Annotated in this window: 16 protein-coding genes and 1 pseudogene; 13 read left to right on the forward strand and 4 right to left on the reverse strand. The window is 59.4% G+C overall.

Annotation, left to right across the window (positions count from 1 at the left end):
* Window positions 1-2 precede the first annotated feature (2 nt).
* Both ACVWXD_RS00360 and ACVWXD_RS00365 read left to right on the forward strand, forming a co-directional pair.
* A complete protein-coding gene (locus tag ACVWXD_RS00360) occupies window positions 3-1,361 on the forward strand; it encodes a DUF1329 domain-containing protein (protein WP_032885613.1) in 1,359 nt (452 codons plus the stop codon).
* Window positions 1,362-1,589: 228 nt separating this feature from the next.
* Complete coding sequence (locus ACVWXD_RS00365; protein ID WP_457370571.1) at window positions 1,590-4,091, forward strand: LuxR C-terminal-related transcriptional regulator; 2,502 nt, start codon at window positions 1,590-1,592, stop codon at window positions 4,089-4,091.
* Here ACVWXD_RS00365 and ACVWXD_RS00370 read toward each other — a convergent pair.
* Entirely contained in the window at window positions 4,088-4,960 is an 873-nt protein-coding gene (locus ACVWXD_RS00370) for a helix-turn-helix domain-containing protein (protein WP_095186379.1), read from the reverse strand. The genes ACVWXD_RS00365 and ACVWXD_RS00370 overlap by 4 nt on opposite strands.
* A 136-nt stretch (window positions 4,961-5,096) precedes the next feature.
* Between ACVWXD_RS00370 and ACVWXD_RS00375 the strand changes: the two genes are divergently transcribed.
* Window positions 5,097-5,999, forward strand: coding sequence for a DMT family transporter (locus ACVWXD_RS00375; protein ID WP_095186380.1), 903 nt, complete (start codon window positions 5,097-5,099; stop codon window positions 5,997-5,999).
* 126 nt (window positions 6,000-6,125) lie between these two features.
* Here ACVWXD_RS00375 and norR read toward each other — a convergent pair whose 3' ends face one another.
* Window positions 6,126-7,670 (reverse strand): nitric oxide reductase transcriptional regulator NorR, encoded by a 1,545-nt coding sequence (gene norR, locus ACVWXD_RS00380; RefSeq protein ID WP_260368097.1) that lies wholly within the window; start codon window positions 7,668-7,670, stop codon window positions 6,126-6,128.
* A 147-nt stretch (window positions 7,671-7,817) separates the two neighbouring features.
* Here norR and hmpA point away from each other — a divergent pair, with 147 nt between their 5' ends.
* From hmpA to queC, 8 genes and pseudogenes are all read left to right on the forward strand, one after another.
* Window positions 7,818-8,999, forward strand: coding sequence for an NO-inducible flavohemoprotein (gene hmpA / locus ACVWXD_RS00385; RefSeq protein WP_032885618.1), 1,182 nt, complete (start codon window positions 7,818-7,820; stop codon window positions 8,997-8,999).
* A gap of 210 nt (window positions 9,000-9,209) precedes the next feature.
* Complete coding sequence (locus tag ACVWXD_RS00390) at window positions 9,210-9,716, forward strand: disulfide bond formation protein B (protein WP_032885619.1); 507 nt, start codon at window positions 9,210-9,212, stop codon at window positions 9,714-9,716.
* 792 nt (window positions 9,717-10,508) lie between these two features.
* Window positions 10,509-11,450, forward strand: a complete 942-nt coding sequence (gene cyoA / locus ACVWXD_RS00395; RefSeq protein ID WP_032885620.1) for a ubiquinol oxidase subunit II — start codon at window positions 10,509-10,511, stop codon at window positions 11,448-11,450.
* Between the two features lie 3 nt (window positions 11,451-11,453).
* On the forward strand, window positions 11,454-13,472 hold the full coding sequence (gene cyoB / locus ACVWXD_RS00400; protein ID WP_032885621.1) for a cytochrome o ubiquinol oxidase subunit I: 2,019 nt from the start codon (window positions 11,454-11,456) through the stop codon (window positions 13,470-13,472).
* 3 nt (window positions 13,473-13,475) lie between these two features.
* Window positions 13,476-14,102: a cytochrome o ubiquinol oxidase subunit III gene (locus ACVWXD_RS00405; protein WP_032885622.1), complete on the forward strand. Its 627-nt coding sequence runs from the start codon at window positions 13,476-13,478 to the stop codon at window positions 14,100-14,102.
* A pseudogene (gene cyoD / locus ACVWXD_RS00410) lies at window positions 14,102-14,444 on the forward strand (cytochrome o ubiquinol oxidase subunit IV). The gene ACVWXD_RS00405 and the pseudogene cyoD overlap by 1 nt, the downstream one beginning before the upstream one ends.
* Before the next feature lie 11 nt (window positions 14,445-14,455).
* Window positions 14,456-15,343, forward strand: a complete 888-nt coding sequence (cyoE, locus tag ACVWXD_RS00415) for a heme o synthase (protein ID WP_014719864.1) — start codon at window positions 14,456-14,458, stop codon at window positions 15,341-15,343.
* A 103-nt stretch (window positions 15,344-15,446) separates the two neighbouring features.
* On the forward strand, window positions 15,447-16,145 hold the full coding sequence (gene queC / locus ACVWXD_RS00420; protein ID WP_260368099.1) for a 7-cyano-7-deazaguanine synthase QueC: 699 nt from the start codon (window positions 15,447-15,449) through the stop codon (window positions 16,143-16,145).
* A gap of 41 nt (window positions 16,146-16,186) precedes the next feature.
* Here queC and ACVWXD_RS00425 read toward each other — a convergent pair whose 3' ends face one another.
* Entirely contained in the window at window positions 16,187-17,065 is an 879-nt protein-coding gene (locus ACVWXD_RS00425) for a queuosine precursor transporter (protein ID WP_032885624.1), read from the reverse strand.
* The gene (locus ACVWXD_RS00430; RefSeq protein ID WP_095186382.1) at window positions 17,052-17,654 is read right to left on the reverse strand and encodes a helix-turn-helix transcriptional regulator; all 603 of its coding nucleotides are present in this window, start codon (window positions 17,652-17,654) and stop codon (window positions 17,052-17,054) included. Before ACVWXD_RS00430 ends, ACVWXD_RS00425 begins: the two co-directional genes overlap by 14 nt.
* A gap of 308 nt (window positions 17,655-17,962) precedes the next feature.
* Between ACVWXD_RS00430 and ACVWXD_RS00435 the strand changes: the two genes are divergently transcribed.
* Both ACVWXD_RS00435 and ptaA read left to right on the forward strand, forming a co-directional pair.
* Window positions 17,963-19,318: a serine hydroxymethyltransferase gene (locus ACVWXD_RS00435; RefSeq protein ID WP_401384069.1), complete on the forward strand. Its 1,356-nt coding sequence runs from the start codon at window positions 17,963-17,965 to the stop codon at window positions 19,316-19,318.
* A 145-nt stretch (window positions 19,319-19,463) separates the two neighbouring features.
* Window positions 19,464-20,558 (forward strand): pyoverdine biosynthesis transaminase PtaA, encoded by a 1,095-nt coding sequence (gene ptaA, locus ACVWXD_RS00440; protein ID WP_181640479.1) that lies wholly within the window; start codon window positions 19,464-19,466, stop codon window positions 20,556-20,558.
* Window position 20,559: the final 1 nt, after the last annotated feature.

The raw sequence follows: 20,559 nt of genomic DNA on the forward strand, positions 1-20,559 counted from the left end.
TTATGCGTAAGACAATTGCAGTGTTGGCCCTGAGTCTGTTGGCTGCTCACGTAATGGCGGCGGTGTCGCCGGAAGAAGCGGCCAAGCTGGGCACCACCCTCACGCCGGTCGGTGCCGAAAAAGCCGGCAACGCTGACGGCTCGATCCCGGCCTGGACTGGCGGTATCCCGAAAAACGCTGGCGCGGTGGACAGCAAAGGCTTCCTGGCCGACCCGTTCGCCAATGAAAAACCGCTGTTTGTCATCACCGCCGCCACCGTCGACAAGTACAAAGACAAACTCTCCGACGGCCAGGTGGCGATGTTCAAACGCTACCCCGAGACCTACAAGATTCCGGTATACCCGAGCCACCGTACGGTCAACTTACCGGCGGACATCTACGAATCGATCAAGCGCAGCGCACTGAACGTCAAGGCGATCAACGACGGCAACGGCCTGGAAAACTTCACCGGCAACCGCTACTACGCGTTCCCGATTCCCAAGAATGGCGTGGAGGTGCTGTGGAACCACATCACCCGTTACCACGGCGGTAACCTGCGCCGCATCATCACCCAGGCCACCCCGCAGACCAATGGCAGCTACACGCCGATCCGCTTCGAAGAAGAAGTGGCGGTGCCTCAAGCGATCCCGGATATCGACGCGGCCAAGGCGGCCAACGTATTGAGCTTCTTCAAGCAATCGGTCACCGCCCCAGCGCGCCTGGCGGGCAACGTGCTGCTGGTGCATGAAACCCTCGACCAGGTGAAAGAACCGCGCCTGGCCTGGATCTACAACGCCGGCCAGCGCCGTGTGCGCCGTGCTCCGCAAGTGTCCTATGACGGGCCGGGCACCGCGTCCGACGGCCTGCGTACCACCGACAACTTCGACATGTTCTCCGGGGCCCCCGACCGCTACGACTGGAAGCTGGTGGGCAAGAAAGAGATGTACATCCCCTATAACAGCTACAAGCTCGATTCGCCGAGCCTCAAGTACGACGACATCATCAAGGCTGGTCACATCAACCAGGACCTGACCCGCTACGAACTGCACCGCGTGTGGGAAGTGGTCGGCACGGTCAAACCGAGCGAGCGGCACATCTACGCCAAGCGCCACATGTACATCGACGAAGACAGCTGGCAAGTCGCGCTGGTGGATCACTACGACGGTCGTGGCCAACTGTGGCGCGTCGCCGAAGGTCATGCGCAGTTCTACTACGACCACCAGGTGCCGGCCTACACGGTCGAAACCCTGTACGACATCATTGCGGGGCGCTACATCGCACTTGGCATGAAGAACGAGGAGAAGAGCAGCTTCGTGTTCGGCTTCGCGGCCAAGGCAGCGGACTACACTCCGGCAGCCTTGAGGGCTGAAGGCGTGCGCTGATCCCGGATCGAAGCGGGGTCAAAATGTGGGAGGGGGCTTGCCCCCGATGAGGGAGTATCAGTCACTGGATTGGTTGACTGATACACCGCCATCGGGGGCAAGCCCCCTCCCACATTGGGTTCTGTGCATGGCCTTCAATCACCCTGCTGAATACTTCTTCAACAACCCCCCGCCACAGGACTAGGGTACGCATCACGTTGCATAACAATAAAAAAGCAGGATGCAGCAATGACCGCCATGACACGCTGCCTGGACCGTCCTGGATTCATGCCCCGGCTGTCCGCCCATCATTTGCTGCGCCCCCGCCTGGCCGAGCCTTTGCTGGCAGCACCGGTCAGGGTCAAGTTGTTATGCGCCCCCGGCGGCAGCGGCAAGAGCGCGTTGCTCGCCGAATGTGCGTTGCAGGCGCCCATCGGTTGCCAGGTGTACTGGTTGCCGCTCAATGGCGCGTCGCTCAGCCCCCTCGACCTGTGCCAACGGCTGGCGCAAAACCTTGGCCTGACGTTTACCGACGAAGCCACATTGCTGCTGGACCTCAGCAGCTGGCAGGCCCAGGCATGGGTGTTCCTCGATGATTTCTGCCGCTTACCCACTCAAGACACCGACGCCTTGCTCGATCGCCTGCTCACCGCCAGCAGCCCGGCCCTGACCTGGTGGCTGGGCGCTCGACGGCGTCCGGCCTGTAATTGGCCTCGGCTGCTGCTCGACGATGAGTTACTGGAGTGCGGCGCCGAACTGGCATTTACCCCTGTGGAAATCCAGGCACTGCTCAGCCATGCGCCGGCCCAGTCCGTCGACAGCGTGCTGCAGTTCAGCGCGGGTTGGTGCGCGGGTGTGCGCATCGCCTTGCTGGGTGATGGTCATCCTGATAAGACGTTGCTCGACTACCTGCAACACGAACTGTTCAGCACGCTGCCGCCGGAGTTGGCCGAGGCTTGGCGGGTGCTGGCTCATCTGCCGCGCTTCAATACTGGCCTGTGCGAACACTTGTTCGGCGCGGGCGACGGTGGCCAGTACCTGCGGGATTTACACGCGCTGGGCGCATTTATCGAGCCGTGGGAAGACACCGACTGGTTGCAGGTTTTCCCGCCCCTGGCGCAACTGATGCACAACGAACCCTGGCCTGCCAGGCGCTCTTGGCATCGACGCGCTTGCCAGTGGTTTTGCACCGAGCAGGATTGGCAGGCCGCTTTTGAACAGGCTCTGCTGGCCGAAGAATATGAAATGGCGGTGAGCCTCTTGCAGCACTTCAGCTTTGAGGACCTGTTCCGCCAGCAGAACGCCGTCTTGCTGTTGCGCCTGCATGAGCAGCATGGCGATGAACTGATGCTCGGCTCGGCGCAACTGGTGGGGTTGGTGACTGCTGCGCTCCTGTTCGCCGGGCGCTTCGAACAGGCGGCTGCGTGCATCGATCAGCTCGCTCGATTTGCCCCGCAACCCTCGGCGGCGCAACAGCGTTATTTACTGGCGCGCTGGCAGGCGCAGTGGGGCTGGTTGCTGCACCTGGGCGGCGATGCCGAGAGTTCCCGTCTGCATTTTCTCGAGGCCCTGCAAGCCTTGCCCGAGAGCGCCTGGACTTCGCGCCTGATGTGCCTGTCGGGGCTGACCCAACAAGCCTTGCTGCGCGGTGAACTGGACGCGGCCCAAGGCCTGAACCGCGAAGCGCTGTGCCTGGCGCGCGCCCATGGTTCGTTGGTGCTGGAGGCGTTGCTGGAGTTGGATCACGCGCAATTGCTGGAACAGCGTGGCGCGCCGTATCGGGCGCAAAGCCTGCTGGAAACGGTGCAGGCGATGTTACTCAAGCAGCGGCTCAAGGCCGGGCCACTGGTTGGGCGCATTGCCTTGCGGCGCGGGCACTTGGCGCTGCGCCAGGGCCAGGACAGCTTGGCCGCCGACTGTTTCGAGACTGGCCTGAAGATGTGCCTGCACAGCCAGGACAAACGCGTGCTCTACGGTTTTCTCGGTCTGGCCTTGCTGGCCGCCAACCGGGGTGATTACGCCCAGGCCTTTGTGCAACTGCGCGAGGCCGAACGGCTGATGCAGCAGCGCCAGGTGCCGGACACGGTATACCGGGCGGTGCTGTTGTTGGTCAGTGGGCATTTCTGGTTGCAGCAAGGCCGCGCCGAATTGACCGTGGAAGCGGTGCGCCGTGTGCTGCGCCACTTCCGTGGCCCCCAGGCCAAACAGGCGCCACCGGCCACCCTGGAACTGATTCCACGCCTGGAGTACCTACTGGTGCTGGCGGAGGTGAAACTGGGCTGCGCCGATCAACCTGTGGCACGGCTCAACGCGTTGCTGGAAACCACCCATCAGCGCGGCATGCTCTGCCTGGAAACCGAGCTGCACCTGGTGCTGGGCGAAGTCGCTTGGCAACTGGGCGATGCTGCCTTGGCGCGCCGTTCGCTGCAAACCGGCCTGGAACTGGCCGGGCGTTGTCAGGTGCAACAAGCGATTCGTGAACTGCGTTTGCGCTCGCCGGGACTGTTGAGTGAGCTGGGCATGGAACCCCAGGCGTCAACCCCCGGCACGGTAGAAAACCCCTTGAGCCAGCGTGAATTGGAAGTGCTGCAACTGATCGCCCTGGGCAGCTCCAACCTGGAAATTGCCGACCGGCTGTTTATCTCCCTGCACACCGTCAAGACTCACGCGCGGCGCATCCACAGCAAGCTGGGCGTCGAGCGGCGAACTCAGGCGGTGGCCAAGGCCAAGACGTTGGGCTTGATGGTTTAAATGAACGCCTGACGGTAGTCGCCGGGCGTGGCGCCCATGGCCTGGCGGAAGCGATGAGTGAAGTGACTGGCACTGGAAAAACCGCACAGCAAGGCAATCTCGCCCAAGGGCAGGGCACCGCTGCGCAGCAGGTGTTGCGCGCGGGTCAGCCGACGCGCCAGTAAGTACTGATGGGGCGGCAGGCCGAAGCTTTGGCGGAACATCCGCGCAAAATGGTATTCCGACAGCGCACACAGGCCAGCCAGTTGCCCGAGGCTGATGGGGTCTTCCAGGTGCTGGTCGATGTAGTCCACCAACAGCCGTCGCTGGTACGCCGCTAAACCACCTTTCAAACGCAGGCCTTCGCGGGCGCCTACCTGGCTGAGCAGGGTGTGGCTGAGCATTTCATGGGCCAGGCTGCTGGTCAGCAGGCGTTCGGCGGGCTCCTGCCAGTTGAGCGCGATCAACTGGTGGAAGCGTCTGGCCTGGCTGTCGTCTTGCAGAAAGGTGCTTTCGCGCAGTTCCAGGGCGCGCGGTTCGCGGTCGAGCAGGGTGACGCAGCCGAGGGCAAATTGCTCTGGGCTGAAATACACGTGGGCCAGGCGGATTTCACCGTTGATCACCCACGCAGACTGATGCTCGGCGGGCAGGATACACAGCTTGTCGGGGCCGCCCTTGGTGCCCGGCTGGTCACGCCGAAAGGTGCCAGTGCCACCGCCGATGTAGCAGGATAAGGTGTGATGGCTTGGCGCCTGGTAGTCCTGGGAATCGTGATGGTTGCTCCACAAAGCTGCCGACAAGCCGTCACCGAGCTCGGCGCAGGCTTCAAGGCGTGCGTTGGGCGAGCGGTTAAGGGCTTGAAAGACTTGTAGGGATTCCAGATCTGACATGGTGTGTTCTCCGACGCCTTGCATCCTACTCCGCGAGGTGGGCGCTGTGAGCCCACCGCCCGACAAAAGCGCAAGAATCTGCAAGAGCGCGGCGCCGGTTGAGGGCGACACTGTGGCTCAACCGATGGAGCCCGCTATGAACCTTTCCCTGTATTTACTCACCGTGCTGATCTGGGGCACCACCTGGATCGCCCTCAAATGGCAATTGGGCGTAGTGGCGATTCCTGTGTCCATCGTCTATCGCTTTGGCTTGGCGGCGCTGGTGTTGTTTGCGTTGTTGCTGCTCAGCCGCAAGTTGCAGGTGATGAACCGGCGCGGGCATCTGATCTGCCTGGCGCAGGGGCTGTGCCTGTTTTGCGTCAACTTCATGTGCTTCCTGACCGCCAGCCAGTGGATTCCCAGCGGCCTGGTGGCAGTGGTGTTTTCCACCGCCACGTTGTGGAACGCGCTGAATGCCCGGGTGTTTTTCGGCCAGCGCGTGGCACGTAACGTGTTGATGGGCGGTGGCCTCGGGTTGGCGGGCTTGGGCTTGCTGTTCTGGCCGGAACTGGTGGGACACACCGCCAGTCCGCAGACCTTGTTCGGCTTGGGTCTGGCGTTACTGGGGACGATGTGTTTCTCGGCCGGCAATATGCTGTCGAGCCTGCAACAGAAGGCCGGCTTGCGGCCACTGACCACCAATGCCTGGGGCATGTTGTACGGCTCCTTGATGCTGGCGACCTACTGTGTGGTGCGGGGTATTCCGTTTGAGATGGACTGGAGCGCACGGTACATCGGCGCGCTGTGGTACCTGGTGATTCCGGGTTCGGTGATCGGCTTTACGGCCTACCTGACCCTGGTTGGGCGCATGGGGCCGGAGCGGGCAGCGTATTGCACGGTGCTGTTCCCGGTGGTGGCGCTGAATGTGTCAGCGTTTGCCGAGGGCTACCAATGGACCGCGCCGGCGTTGGCGGGGTTGGTGCTGGTGATGTTGGGCAATGTGTTGGTGTTTCGTAAGCCTAAGTCTGCCAGTCCGGTCTTCCAGGCGAAGACAGTCTAATGGGGGAGGGGGCGTGCGCCCGAGGGCAGTGTGTCAGCCAGCCCCTCTATAGCTGGCCCACCGCTATCGGGGGCAAGCCCCCTCCCACATTCTCTGCATTGCATACATTTGGCCGAGCTGTCCTTGCTATTTCAGTCCGAGGCGCTTGGCCATGCGGCCCAGGTTGGCGCGGTCCAGGCCCAGTTCGCGGGCCGCGCTGGCCCAGTTGTGTTGGTGGCGTTCCAGGCAGGCGCTGATGATCTGGCGTTGATAGTCTTCGGTGGCCTGGCGCAGGTCGCCGGTGACCACGGGTGCGGCTTGAGCCTGTGCTTCGATGACCGGCGCATTCACCGTCGGCAAGTCCAGATCCTGCGCACTCAAGCTCAGAATCCTCGGCCGTTCGCGACAGTTGCCCAATGCCTTCAACGCGCTGCGTCCGATCAAGTGTTCCAGCTCCCGCACATTCCCCGGCCAGTTATAGGCCAAAAGCGCGGTCTGGGCATCGCTGGTCAGCCGCAGACTGCCCAGGCCCATGCGTGAGCGGTTCTGTTCGAGGAAGAAGCCCGCCAGCAGCAACACATCGCGCCCGCGCTCGCGCAGTGACGGCACGTGCAGCGGGTATACGCTAAGACGGTGGTAGAAATCGGCGCGGTAGTGGCCGTTGCGGACTTCGTCGGCGAGGTCGCGGTTGGTGGCGGCGATCAGGCGTACGTCAACCTGATGCTCCTTGTCCGAACCGAGGCGCTGCAACTGACCGCTTTGCAGCACTCGCAGCAGCTTGGCTTGCACGGTCAGCGACAGTTCGCCTACTTCATCCAGGAACAAGGTGCCGCCGTTGGCCAGTTCGAACTTGCCGCGACGCTCATTGAGCGCGCCGGTAAAGGCTCCGCGTACGTGGCCGAACAACTCGCTCTCCACCAGCGTCTCCGGCAGGGCGGCGCAGTTGAGGCTGATGAGCGGTTTATCCGCACGATTGGATGCCGCGTGGATAGCCTGGGCCACCAATTCCTTGCCCACTCCGGTTTCGCCGGTGATCAGCACGGTGAGGTCGCTGCCGCCCACCAGTTTGATTTCCTCGACCAAGCGTTTGTGGCTTTTGCTCTGGCCGATCATTTCCTTGTGCTGCTGGCCGCTGGCTTGACGGTAGATCTCGGCACGTTGGTGTTCGTCTTCAGCGCGCAGCGCCAGGCGCTCGATGCGTTCGGCGACGTTGACGGTGGCGGCAGCGAGGCTGGCGAAGGCTTGCAGGGCGTCCAGTTCAACCCGTTCGAAACGTTCGGTGTCGAGGGCATCCAGGGTCAGCAGGCCCCAGGGCTGGTCGTCGACAAACAACGGGCAGCCCATGCAGTCGTGCACTTCCAAGTGTCCGTGCAGGCCATCGACCAGGCCGTCGTAGGGGTCGGGCAATTCACTGTCGCTGTCAAAGCGCGTCGGGCCGGGGCTGCCGAGCAGGACGGCGAAGCGCGGGTGCTCGCTCACCTTGAAGCGTCGGCCCAAGGTGTCGGCGCTCAACCCGTCTACCGCCAGCGGCACCAGCCATTCACCGTCCAGGCGCAGCAACGCTGCGGCGTCGCACGGCAGCAGGGCACGCATGGCTTGCAGCAGGCGGCGATATCGCTCGCCTTCGGGCAGGTCGCGGGACAGGTCGGCGACCAAGGGCAGGAGGGTGGTGAGCAATGATTGCGCAGTCATAATGACTCCTTGTAGTCCTTATGACTATAGAGTGTAGGAGGTCATACTGACTACACAATATTTAAGGTATTGAAAATTAACGATTTATTAGTTGGCATGAATACTGAGTAGCTAAGGGTAATCAGTAAAGAAGCCCAGGAGGCTCCCATGCTTAGTGCCCAAGACCGTGCCATCGTCAAATCCACCGTGCCCCTGCTGGAAAGTGGCGGTGAGGCGCTGATCACCCATTTCTACCGCATGATGCTCTCCGAGTACCCTGAGGTGCGCCCGCTGTTCAACCAGACCCACCAAGCCAGCGGCGACCAGCCTCGCGCCTTGGCCAACGGCGTGTTGATGTACGCGCGGCATATCGACCAGCTCGACCAACTGGGCGACTTGGTGGCGAAGATCATCAACAAGCATGTGGCGTTGCAGATCCTGCCGGAGCACTACCCGATCGTGGGCGCCTGCCTGCTGCGGGCGATTTCCGAAGTGCTGGGTAGCGAGATTGCCACGCCTGAGGTGATGAAGGCCTGGGGCGCCGCCTATGGCCAGTTGGCCGACATTCTGATCGGTGCCGAAGCCGCCATCTACGAAGAGAAAGCCCAGGCCCCCGGCGGCTGGCGCGGTGCGCGGGCGTTTACGTTGGTCAAGCGAGTGGAGGAGAGTGCCGAGATCGTCTCTTTCTATTTCGCGCCTGTGGATAACGGTCCGATCCTTGCCGCCGCGCCAGGCCAGTACATCGGTATGAAGCTGGTGCTCGACGGTGAAGAAGTGCGCCGCAACTATTCCCTGTCGGCCCTCAGCGATGCCGGGCAGTATCGCATCAGCGTCAAGCGCGAAGCCGGTGGGCGGGTGTCCAGCTACCTGCATGACCAGTTGCACGTCGGCGCAACCATCGACCTGTTCCCGCCGTCGGGTGAGTTCATCCTGCAGGCCAGCGATAAACCGTTGGTGCTGATCAGCGGCGGCGTGGGCATCACGCCGACCCTGCCGATGCTTGAAGCCGCTCTGGCCACCCAGCGTCCGGTGCATTTTATCCACTGCGCGCGTAACGGCGGGGTGCACGCGTTTCGCGATTGGGTGGACGCGCTCGCCGCGAAGCACCCGCAACTCAAGCGCTTCTATTGCTATGCCGAGGATGACGGCGTGAGCCCAGCGGCGGATAACGTTGGGCTCTTGAGTCTGGAGCAGTTGCAGGCCTGGTTGCCGCAAGAGCGTGACCTGGACGCGTACTTCCTCGGGCCTAAAGGTTTCATGGCCGCAATCAAGCGCCACCTCAAGGCCCTGGGTGTGCCCGAGAAGCAAAGCCGCTACGAGTTCTTCGGCCCGGCTGCTGCCTTGGAATAACACGGTCAAAATGTGGGAGGGGGCTTGTCCTCGATAGCGGTGTGTCAGCTGAAGATAAGCTGGCTGATCCACTGCTATCGAGGGCAAGCCCCTTCCCACATTTGGCTCTCTATTTCTTCAGATTAATCCCCCGTTAACCCCCCTCTGTTTAAACCACTCTCTGTGTGTAAACTTGCGGCCATTGGCACAACCAAACAAAGGGATACGGGGATGAGTGACGAATTGCGTTTAGGCAGGGAGCGGCGCTTTCTGGTGTTGCTGGGCATCATCTGCCTGGCGCTGATCGGTGGGGCGTTGTACATGCAGGTGGTGCTGGGCGAGGCGCCGTGCCCGCTGTGCATCCTGCAACGCTATGCCTTGTTATTGATTGCGATCTTCGCGTTCATCGGCGCAGCCATGCGCACCAAGGGCGCCCTGACCTTTTTCGAAGGGCTGGTGATCCTCAGCGCCGTCGGCGGGGTGGCCGCAGCGGGTCACCACGTGTACACGCAGTTCTTCCCGCAGGTCAGCTGCGGCATCGATGTGCTGCAACCCATCGTCGATGACCTGCCCCTGGCCAAGGTCTTCCCGCTGGGCTTTCAGGTCGATGGCTTCTGCAGCACGCCGTACCCGCCGGTGCTAGGCCTGTCCCTGGCGCAGTGGGCCTTAGTGGCGTTCGTGCTGACGGTGATCCTGGTGCCGCTGGGCATCTATCGCAATCGCCAGCGCAAGGCCTGAACCCAACTGTCAAACGCCCCGGTCCTTCTTTGACGAAGGCCGGGGCGTTTTTGTTTGTAGGCTTTTGTGAATAGAGCGTGACACGGGACAACTGAGGGTGCGCGAAGCGTGCGACATGTTGTCACACAGTGGCCGCCGCAGGACGTTTCTGCTCCGAGAAGCCATCGCTTAAATTTGCAAAAAACGCCCAAGGTGTGCTGTCAGTTCGTGGTCTGGACAACGTTGCGCACCTCGCGGCGGACACACCTTTGCGTGATGTCCCAATGCCTTGTTTTCTGGGGGGTTAGATAGGTTTTGCACGCCCTTACGACGACTGAAGGCCGTGGCGGTTCAGCCTATAACACCGCAATTTTTGTGGTTTTTGTTGAGAATCGAACGCGATAAAATCGCGAACCGTTGCAATATCCGTGAAGGATTATTGCTGTAATCGATAAAAATTATTTCTTTATAAGACATGGTTTATACATCGCTAGCTAACTACAATCGCACGCACTGAATGTCCCGTGCTGTTCAATATTTGAGCACTGGAGCGGTCGAGGGGCAGATGGATGGCTCTGTGCGACCCCAAGGTTCCGGCAGCCTTTCAACTATCCGCACCAAACGGAATTGGTCTGTAACAAGGCCTTTAACCACGAAATCGAATAAGAACTCACCGCAGGTCCGTGAAACGCTCCGTTATGGCGTGCCGGGCAGGCTCTTATTCAATCGAAGAGAAATGCCAACCCTTGGCAGGGTGAAGTGTTGGCGATCAAAACCCAACTGCATTGCGCAAGCTGCTTTAGAGGTCGTGAGATGAGTAAAAACAGGTACCCCCGATTACTAGGCTTTTTGCCGCTGCTTGGCATGATGTTAATGCTGGGAGGCTGCAAGTGGACCTTGATGGACCCAAAAGGACAGATCGGTCTGGATCAACGAAACCTGATCATCACTGCCACCCTGCTGATGCTGTTGGTTGTGGTGCCTGTGATCATCATGACCTTCGCCTTCGCCTGGAAATACCGCGCGTCGAACACCAACGCGACCTACGCGCCTAAGTGGTCGCACTCCACCAAGATCGAAATCGCGGTGTGGCTGGTTCCGATCCTCATCATCATCGCCCTGGGTTACATCACCTATAAGTCGACCCACGAGTTGGACCCGTACCGTCCGCTGGAGTCCGACGTCAAGCCGATCAACATCGAAGTGGTCGCGCTGGACTGGAAGTGGCTGTTCATCTACCCGGACCTGGGTATCGCCACGGTTAACCAGATCCGGTTCCCGGAGAACACCCCGCTTAACTTCCGGATCACCTCCGACGCCGTGATGAACTCGTTCTTCATCCCAGCCCTGGGTGGCCAGATCTACGCGATGGCAGGCATGCAGACTCGTCTGCACCTGATCGCGAACGAAAAAGCTGAAATGGAAGGCATCTCCGCGAACTACAGCGGCGCTGGCTTCACCGGCATGAAATTCAAAGCGATCTCGACGAGCCAGGAAGATTTCAACGCCTGGGTAGCCGAAGTCAAGGCCGCACCTAAACAGCTTGATCAAGCTGAATACGACGCCCTGACCAAACCAAGCCAGAACAACCCAGTCGCTCTGTACTCCGCGTATGAGCCGAACCTGTTTCAGAAAATCGTCGACAAGTACGAAGGTATGAAGCCAGGCAAGCCGGTCAAGCACGAGAAGAAAGAAGTGGCCGCGGTTGAAGGTTCTGACACGGGCTCGCATTCAACTGCTGGGGCAGAGGAGTAAACGATGTTTGGTAAATTAAGTTGGGATGCGGTCCCGTTCCACGAGCCGATTGTGATGATTACCATCGCCATGATCGCGCTGGGTGGTCTGGCACTGTTTGCAGCAATCACTTATTTCAAGAAGTGGACCTACCTGTGGACCGAGTGGCTGACGTCGGTCGACCACAAGAAAATCGGCGTGATGTACATCATCGTTGCCATGGTCATGCTGCTGCGCGGTTTTGCCGACGCCATCATGATGCGTACCCAGTTGGCCATGGCCACCGAAGGTTCGCCTGGCTACCTGCCGCCTGAACACTATGACCAGATCTTCACCGCCCACGGTGTGATCATGATCATCTTCATGGCGATGCCTTTCTTCACCGGCCTGATGAACCTTGCGGTGCCGCTGCAGATCGGTGCCCGTGACGTTGCCTACCCGTTCCTGAACTCCCTGAGCTTCTGGCTGCTGGTATCCGGCGTTGTGCTGATCAACGTGTCCCTGGGCGTCGGCGAATTCGCCAAGACCGGTTGGGTTGCGTATCCGCCATTGTCGGGTATCCAGTACAGCCCTGGCGTGGGTGTGGACTACTACATCTGGGCGCTACAGTTATCAGGACTCGGGACGACGCTGACGGGGGTCAACTTCCTGGCCACCGTCCTGAAAATGCGCGCCCCTGGCATGAAACTGATGGACATGCCGATCTTCACCTGGACCTGCACCTGGGCCAACGTCCTGATCGTGGCTTCGTTCCCGATCCTGGCCGCTACCATGGCGCTGCTGTCGCTTGACCGTTACCTGGATTTCCACATTTTCACCAATGAACTTGGTGGCAATCCAATGATGTACGTGAACCTGTTCTGGGCATGGGGTCACCCTGAGGTGTACATCCTGATCCTGCCAGCGTTCGGTATCTTCTCCGAAGTGATCTCGACCTTTACCGGCAAGCGCCTGTTCGGTCACCACTCGATGGTTTATGCATCGGGCGCGATCTCGGTACTGGGCTTCATGGTTTGGCTGCACCACTTCTTCACCATGGGTTCGGGGGCCAGTGTCAACGCCTTCTTCGGCCTGGCGACGATGCTGATTTCCATCCCGACGGGGGTGAAGCTATTCAACTGGCTGTTCACCATCTATCACGGTCGTCTGCGCATGACCAGCCAGGTTCTGTGGACCCTGGGTTTCATGGTGACCTTCGCCATCGGCGGCATGACCGGCGTACTGCTGGCCATCCCGGGTGCTGACTTCGTACTGCACAACAGCCTGTTCGTGATCGCTCACTTCCACAACGTGATCATCGGTGGTGCTGTATTCGGTTACATCGCTGGTTTCAGCTTCTACTTCCCGAAAGCGTTCGGCTTCAAGCTGCACGAAGGTTGGGGCAAGGCTGCATTCTGGTTCTGGATCTCGGGCTTCTTCGTCGCGTTCATGCCGCTCTATGCACTGGGCTTCATGGGCATGACCCGTCGTCTGAACGCCACTACCAACCCTGAGTGGGTACCGTACCTGTACGTTGCCATGTTCGGTGCAATCATGATCGCTGTGGGTATCGCCTGCCAGTTGATCCAACTGTACGTGAGCATCCGTGACCGTAAGCAGAACGCTTGCGACTCCGGCGACCCATGGAATGGCCACACCCTGGAATGGTCGACTTCGTCGCCGCCGCCGTTCTACAACTTCGCCGTGATCCCTACTGCGAACACCATTGATGCGTTCACCGAAGCCAAGGAAGACGGTACTGCGTACCAGCGTCCTAAGCACTACGAGCCGATCCACATGCCAAGCAACACCGCCACTGGCGTGGTGATGGGTGCGCTGTTGACCGTGTTCGGTTTCGCGATGATCTGGCACATCTGGTGGCTGGCAATCGTGAGCCTGGTGGGCACCATCGGCTACTTCATTGTCCACGCAGCACGTGATGATCAAGGCTACATGGTGCCGGTCGAAACGATCGAGCGCATCGAAGCCGAGCAGCACGCTCGCCTGGTCGCCGAGAAGAAAATCCCGGCCAACCGTGTAGAAACCTCGTTGGAACAGGCTTAAACCATGTCGAACTTAGTGACCAATGCTGGACACGCCCATGTCGATGACCATGGGCACGATGACCATCACCACGACTCGGGGCCGATGACCGTTTTCGGTTTCTGGCTCTACCTGATGACCGACTGCATCTTGTTTGCGTCGATCTTCGCGGTGTACGCGGTACTGGTAAACAACGTAGCGGGTGGCCCGTCGGGCCACGACATCTTCGAACTGCCTTACGTGCTCGGCGAAACCGCCTTGCTGTTGTTCAGTTCGATCACCTACGGCTTCGCCATGTTGGCCTTCTACAAGGGCAACAAGAAAGGCGTGCTGACCTGGTTGGGTATGACCTTCCTGTTCGGCCTGGGCTTCATCGGCATGGAGATCAACGAGTTCCACCTGTTGATCTCCGAAGGCTACGGCCCGCACCGTTCCGGTTTCCTGTCGGCGTTCTTCACGCTGGTCGGCACCCACGGTCTGCACGTTACTGCCGGCCTGCTGTGGATGGCGGTGATGATGTATCAGGTCAATAAACACGGCCTGACCAACACCAACAAGACTCGCCTGACTTGCCTGAGCCTGTTCTGGCACTTCCTGGACGTGGTCTGGATCTGCGTCTTCACCGTTGTTTACCTGATGGGGACTCTGTAATGGCTAATGCACACTCCCATGACCATGACAGCCATGATTCGAGCCACGGCAGCGTTAAGTCGTACGCCATTGGCTTCATCCTGTCGGTAATCCATGACGCTCATCCCGTTCGGTCTGGTGATGTACCCGACCCTGCCGAAGTCGATCACCTTGATGATCGTATTGGCATTCGCGGTGATTCAGGTCCTGGTTCACCTGGTGTACTTCCTGCACCTGGATCGTTCTAAAGAGCAGCGCGATAACGTGATTGCGTTCGTGTTCGCAGGCTTAGTAATCCTGCTGCTGGTTGGCTTGTCGATATGGATCATGTTCAGCATCCATACGTTCATGATGGCGAAGTGAGGTAAGACCCGATGTCGCTTAAGCACTTTATCCAAATCACCAAACCGGGGATCATTTTCGGTAACGTGCTTTCTGTGGCGGGCGGTTTCTTCCTGGCCTCCAAGGGACATGTCGATCTGGCCATCTTCCTGGCTGCGATGATCGGTACGTCCCTGGTGGTTGCTTCCGGTTGTGTCTTCAACAACTGCATCGACCGTGACATCGATATCAAGATGGAGCGCACCAAGAATCGCGTGCTGGTCCAGGGCCTTATCTCCCTGAAGCTGGCACTGATCTACGCGACCGTTTTGGGTGTTGCCGGTGTGGCACTGTTGTACAAGGTGGCCAACCCGTTGGCGGCGCTGTTTGCCGTGATCGGCTTTGTCATCTACGTCGGCCTCTACAGCCTGTACCTCAAGCGCAAGTCGGTTCACGGCACGCTGGTGGGCAGTCTGTCGGGGGCGATGCCGCCGGTGATTGGTTATGTGGCTGTAACCAATAGCTTCGACATGGCCGCGCTGGTGCTGCTGGTGATGTTCAGCCTGTGGCAGATGCCGCATTCCTACGCCATCGCGATCTTCCGTTTCAACGACTACCTGGCTGCATCGATTCCGGTTTTGCCGGTCAAGCGTGGCATCCAGGTTGCCAAGAAACATATCCTGCTCTACATCCTGGCCTTCCTTGTGGCGACCTTGATGTTGACCTTCAGTGGCTACGCCGGCATGAGCTACCTCGCCGTCGCGGCTGCCATGGGCATGTACTGGTTGTACATGGCCTGGACAGGCTACAAGGCGGTGGATGACACCGTCTGGGCGCGCAAGCTGTTCGTGTTCTCGATTTTCACCATCACCGCGCTCAGCGTGATGATGTCCCTGGATTTCCAAGTGCCGAAAGAGCTGTTGCTGACCTACGCACACTGAGTGTCTGAGTAGCAAAAGGCCCCGCCTTCGAAAGAAGCGCGGGGTTTTTTATTGAGTGACCTTTAAACTATGCCCACATCCTACCCATGCAGGACGCAGAACGATGAGTAAAAAAGCCGTAATCGTGTTCAGTGGCGGACAAGACTCCACCACCTGTTTAATCCACGCACTGCCGCACTACGATGAAGTGCACTGCATTACCTTCGACTACGGCCAACGCCATGTGGCGGAAGTCGAAGTCGCCCAGCAGCTTGCCAAGCAGTTGGGGGCCACCGTTCACAAAGTGATGGACGTGTCGTTGCTCAACGAGCTGGCCATCAGCAGCCTGACCCGCGACAACATTCCTGTGCCGACCGTGAACAGCTCAGGTGAAAGCCTGCCCAGCACCTTTGTGCCGGGGCGCAATATTCTGTTTCTGACCCTGGCGGCAATCTACGCCTACCAGGTGAAAGCCGAGACCGTCATTACAGGCGTGTGCGAAACCGACTTCTCCGGTTATCCGGACTGCCGCGATGAATTCGTCAAGGCGCTGAATCAGGCACTCAGGCTGGGCATGGAATACGACGTGCGCCTGGAAACCCCGCTGATGTGGCTGAACAAAGCCGAGACCTGGGCCTTGGCCGATTACCACCAGCAACTGGACTTGGTCCGCCAGCAGACCCTGACCTGCTACAACGGCGTCCTAGGCAGTGGCTGTGGCGAGTGTGATGCGTGCAACCTGCGTGCACGGGGCTTGAATGAGTACCTGCAGAACAAGACAGATGTCATGCAGAACCTGAAGCAGAAGTTGCAGCTGAACTAAGGTGATGAAGCCGATGGGCAAGGCCCATCGGCGTGTTTCAATCAGGCAGCGTTGCCGGTGATATAGCGCTTGAACAACGAACGCGCGCCATAGGCCGGCAGAATATTAAAGAACGCAAAGCCCACCTTAATTGCGATCTGCACATAGATCATGCTCAGGATATCGCTGGTCTGCATGGCGCCGTAGAATGCAATAAAGCAGAACAGGAAGCTGTCGATAATCACCGCAAAGAACGTACTGAGGAAGATGCGCAGGTATAGGTATTTGGAGTTAGTCAGCTCTTTGATCTTGCACAGCAAATACGAGTTGATGTTTTCCGACACCAGGAATGACACCGACGACGCGATCAACACCGACGACACCTGCACAATCACATCGTTATAGGGACCGTCGAGTTTCCAACCGGGCAAGCCGGGTAAGAAGGTGGAGCCGTAGAGCAAAATGATGATCATCGCGTTGCTGGCAAAGGCAAACAGGATGGCCTTCCTGGCGAGCCTCAGGCCAAAGTTTTCGTTGAGCAGATCCACGATCAGGAAGGTCAGCGGGTATAGGAAAGTGCCCGGCGTAACGATGATGTCGAGGGACTCGATGTAGATCGGTTTCGTCGCGGCAATGCTGGTGAAGATGTAAAAGGTGAAGAGCAGCAGGTTGAGGATGATGTAGATCATCCACGAACTTTCATTGCGATCGTTGAGGTCGTACGCCGTCACCGTGCCCGCTTGGGAGTAGTACTTCTTGTACAGGTTTTTAACTTCCATTTTATTCAAGTTATCCATGATTTCGCTGTTTAAGACTTCGCTCAACTTGACCCGAATGATCTTGCCCGTGGCGATGATCATGATCACCGCCAGGCGCTTGTCATTTTCGAAGCCCAGCAGTTTGTATTTGCTGTTTTCGATCTCGCTCTCATACGTGGTCATTGAAGCGCTCCTCAATGATATCCCCCAGTACACACAGACGTTCTGAGCTGGCGCAGGCTTCACGGCTGATGAACAGCGTGTGGGTAGCCCTGTCGAACACCAGTTTTTCCTTATCGTCGCTCGACGAACCCTTCTGGATGATCAACAGGTCACCCGGCTCATTCGCACCCGGTATAGGGCGCTCCAGTCGCACGCCGATCAGGTTGTGGGAGGTGCCGAAGTAGTACGTGAGCGGGAAGAGGGTAGCCAGTTCGCCAATGCGCTTATCCAGGTGCTGCATGACCTGGCTTTGCTTGAGCACCGGCACGGCTGCGGGGTTCATGTTGCCTTGGGGCGAGGCACTGCTCTCGATGATTTCCTTGGCTTCAAAATCGATGGTCTCGATTTCTTCGTAGGACACGCCGAAGAAGTCGGAAATCTTGCGCAGGGTCGACTGCTGAACATTGACGACCTTGCCTTCGAGGATGTTGTAGATCGTAGTGCGGGTCAGGCCGGCGGCGTTGCACAGCGACAGCTGGGTCTCGCCACGGCTCTTGATCAAGTACTTGATGTTGCTCTTCAAATGCTCGGTTTTTTCTCGTCTGTGCATCACGCGCTCACCACTTCCCTATAGTAAAAACCGTCGATCTTTGAAGACGCCGTGTAGATTGTTTCAACAGTGAAACGCCCATCCAGGGCGTTTCATACGTCGCGGCGGGCGCAAGTGTTGCACGCGTGCGACCTAACAATAAAGTCCCGGATGCGAGGGATCCGCATTGCGCAAGGCAAATGGCCATCCGCTCGGTAAGGGGGGACAAAAGCGAACATTTAATTTGGAAAATGTTTAATTTCCTGTTTAATTGAACGCCACGGTTCAGGACGAACTGATACGCAGCGACCAAGGAAAGGACACCCGCCATGGCATTCAATACCGTACACCTGCAGGATCAGGCTGATCTGTTGCGCCGAGGCATGGCGGACCTGCGCGCCGAGGACCTGGAACTGGCGATGCTGCTGGACGCCGAAGTGGCGCGCCAACATCGCACGCTGTCATTGGTCGCGTCCTCCTGTGCAGTCAAGCCTCGCACCCTGGCGGCTTCCGCGTCCGCACTCGTCAACGTTACTGCTGAGGGCGCGCCCGGCAAGCGTCATCGCGCCGGCTGCGAGAATGTCGATCTGGTTGAGTCCCTGGCGATCCGCAGGGCGCGTGAACTGTTCGACGCCCACTACGCCGGCGTGCAATCGCACTCGGGTTCCAACGCCAACGCTCAAGTGTTGTCCGCCCTGCTTGAGCCGGGTGATACCTTGCTGGGCATGGCCCACGATCACGGAGGTCACCTGACCCACGGCAGCCCCGCCGTGTTTACCGGGGCCTACTACAAAGCGATTCGCTACGGCACCACTGCCGAGGGCCTTATCGATTACGAGCAGGTGCGCAGCCTGGCGCTGGCCCATCGTCCACGGATCATCATTTGCGGCGCATCGGCTTATTCGCGTGTGCTGGATTTCGAGCGGTTTCGTGCGATTGCCGATGAAGCAGGCGCGATCCTGTTGGCCGATATTTCCCATATCGCAGGGCTGGTTGTGACCGGTCGCCACCCCAGCCCGATTAACGCGGCTCACGTCACGACCACTTGCACTCACAAACAGTTGGGTGGCCCGCGTGGTGGGCTGATCCTGTCCGGTCGCGACGCCCATACCAAGGTGCCTGGCTTGAAGGCGACTTTCAGCCGTGTGCTGGATCAAGCCGTCTTCCCGCGTATGCAGGGCGCGCCGGCGGTCAATATGATCGCCGCAAAAGCCGCGGCGCTCGGCTATGCAATGACGGCGGAATTCGACGTTTGCATGGGGCGGGTTCGCGCCCTGGCCGACGAAGCGGCCTACGCGTTTCAGGCCCATGACTATGACGTGGTCGGTGGGCGCAGCGAAAACCATACGGTGTTGATTCGTTTGCGCGGGGACATGACCGGTGCTATCGCTGAGTCGGCGTTGGAAGGCTGCGGAATCGTTGTGAATAAAAGTCGCGTACCCGGCGAGACCCGTTCGTCTGCCGTTGCCAGCGGCCTGTGTATTGGCACAGGTTCCATGGCGCAACGCAATGTGGATGCCGATGGCTGTCGGCAAGTCGTCGATCTGGTGTGCCGGGTACTCAACCAGGTGACGCCGCTTGGTGAATACGAGTACCACTTCGAGCCCACTGCGCAGGCGCAATTGCGCACTGAACTTGAGCATTTGTGTGCCAAATACCCCATCGCGGACTATTGGGAGCACTGAAAGCCCGCCCATGAAAAAGCCCCGTCGTCGAAAGTCGTACGGGGCTTTTTCATGGGCGCTCGGTTAAATCCGCTGCGTATTGTCTCGTCATACTCACTTGTACGAGCAGTGCGAATCCATCATCCGCCTACAAGGAGTAGTCACCATGGTCAGCGTTAGTCGTCGATCCCTTCTCGCCCTCGGCGCCGCCCTGCCTTTACTCGGGCGCCTGGATTGGGCGGTGGCCGCGTCGTCGGCAACCAAGACTGACAAGGTGCTGCTCAACTACAACGAAAGTCCCTACGGGCCCTCGGCAGCGGCCCGCGAAGCGATGCAGCGCGGCATCGACACTGCAGGGCGTTATCCGTACAAACACATGTACGCCCTGGCCGAGTTATTTGCACAGCAACAAGGGATTGCCGAAGATCAAGTGGCGGTGTTTTCCGGCTCCATGGCCGCACTGCGCTACGCGGTGCTGGCGTTTACCAGCGAAACCCGGGGCCTGGTGATGGCGACGCCGTCCTACGAGGTACCACGCCAGGCCGCCAAATCACGCAAGGCGCCGGTGAAAGAAGTGAACCTCAACGCCGAGCATGCCCACGACGTCCAGGCCATGCTCGCGGCTGACCCCCAGGCCGGCATGCTCTACCTGTGCAACCCCAACAACCCGACGGGCACCGTGACGCCGACCGAGGCCATCCGCCAGGCTTTGGCGAACAAACCCAAAGGCTGTGTGCTGGTGGTGGATGAGGCCTACATCGACTTCGCCGATACCCCAAGCGTGGTGAGCTGGGTCAAGGACCACGACGATCTGCTGGTGCTGCGTACCTTCTCGAAAATCTACGGCATGGCTGGCGCTCGCCTGGGCCTGGCGATCGGCCACCCGGCGCTGTTGGAGCGCTTGGCGGTATTCGGCGGCGACAACGTCCCGGCCGGCTCGTCCTTGCTCGGCGGCCTCGCCAGCCTGGAAGATGTGAAGGTGCTGCCCCAACGCAAGGCGCTCAACGCGCAACTGCGCGAAGAAACCATCACCTGGCTTAAGGGCCGTGGCTTCACTTGCACGGCATCCCAGGCCAACTGCTTCATGATTGACGTGAAGCGCCCGGCAGAGCAGGTCATCGACACACTGGCCGCCCACGGCGTACTGATCGGACGAGTGTGGGAAAACTGGCCGCAGTGGGTGCGGGTCACGGTGGGGAATAAGCGGGAGATGGCGCGGTTTCGCGAAGTGTTTGCGGCGCAGATTCAGGGCGCCAGCTGAC

It is taken from the genome of Pseudomonas sp. TE3911, assembly GCF_054062775.1.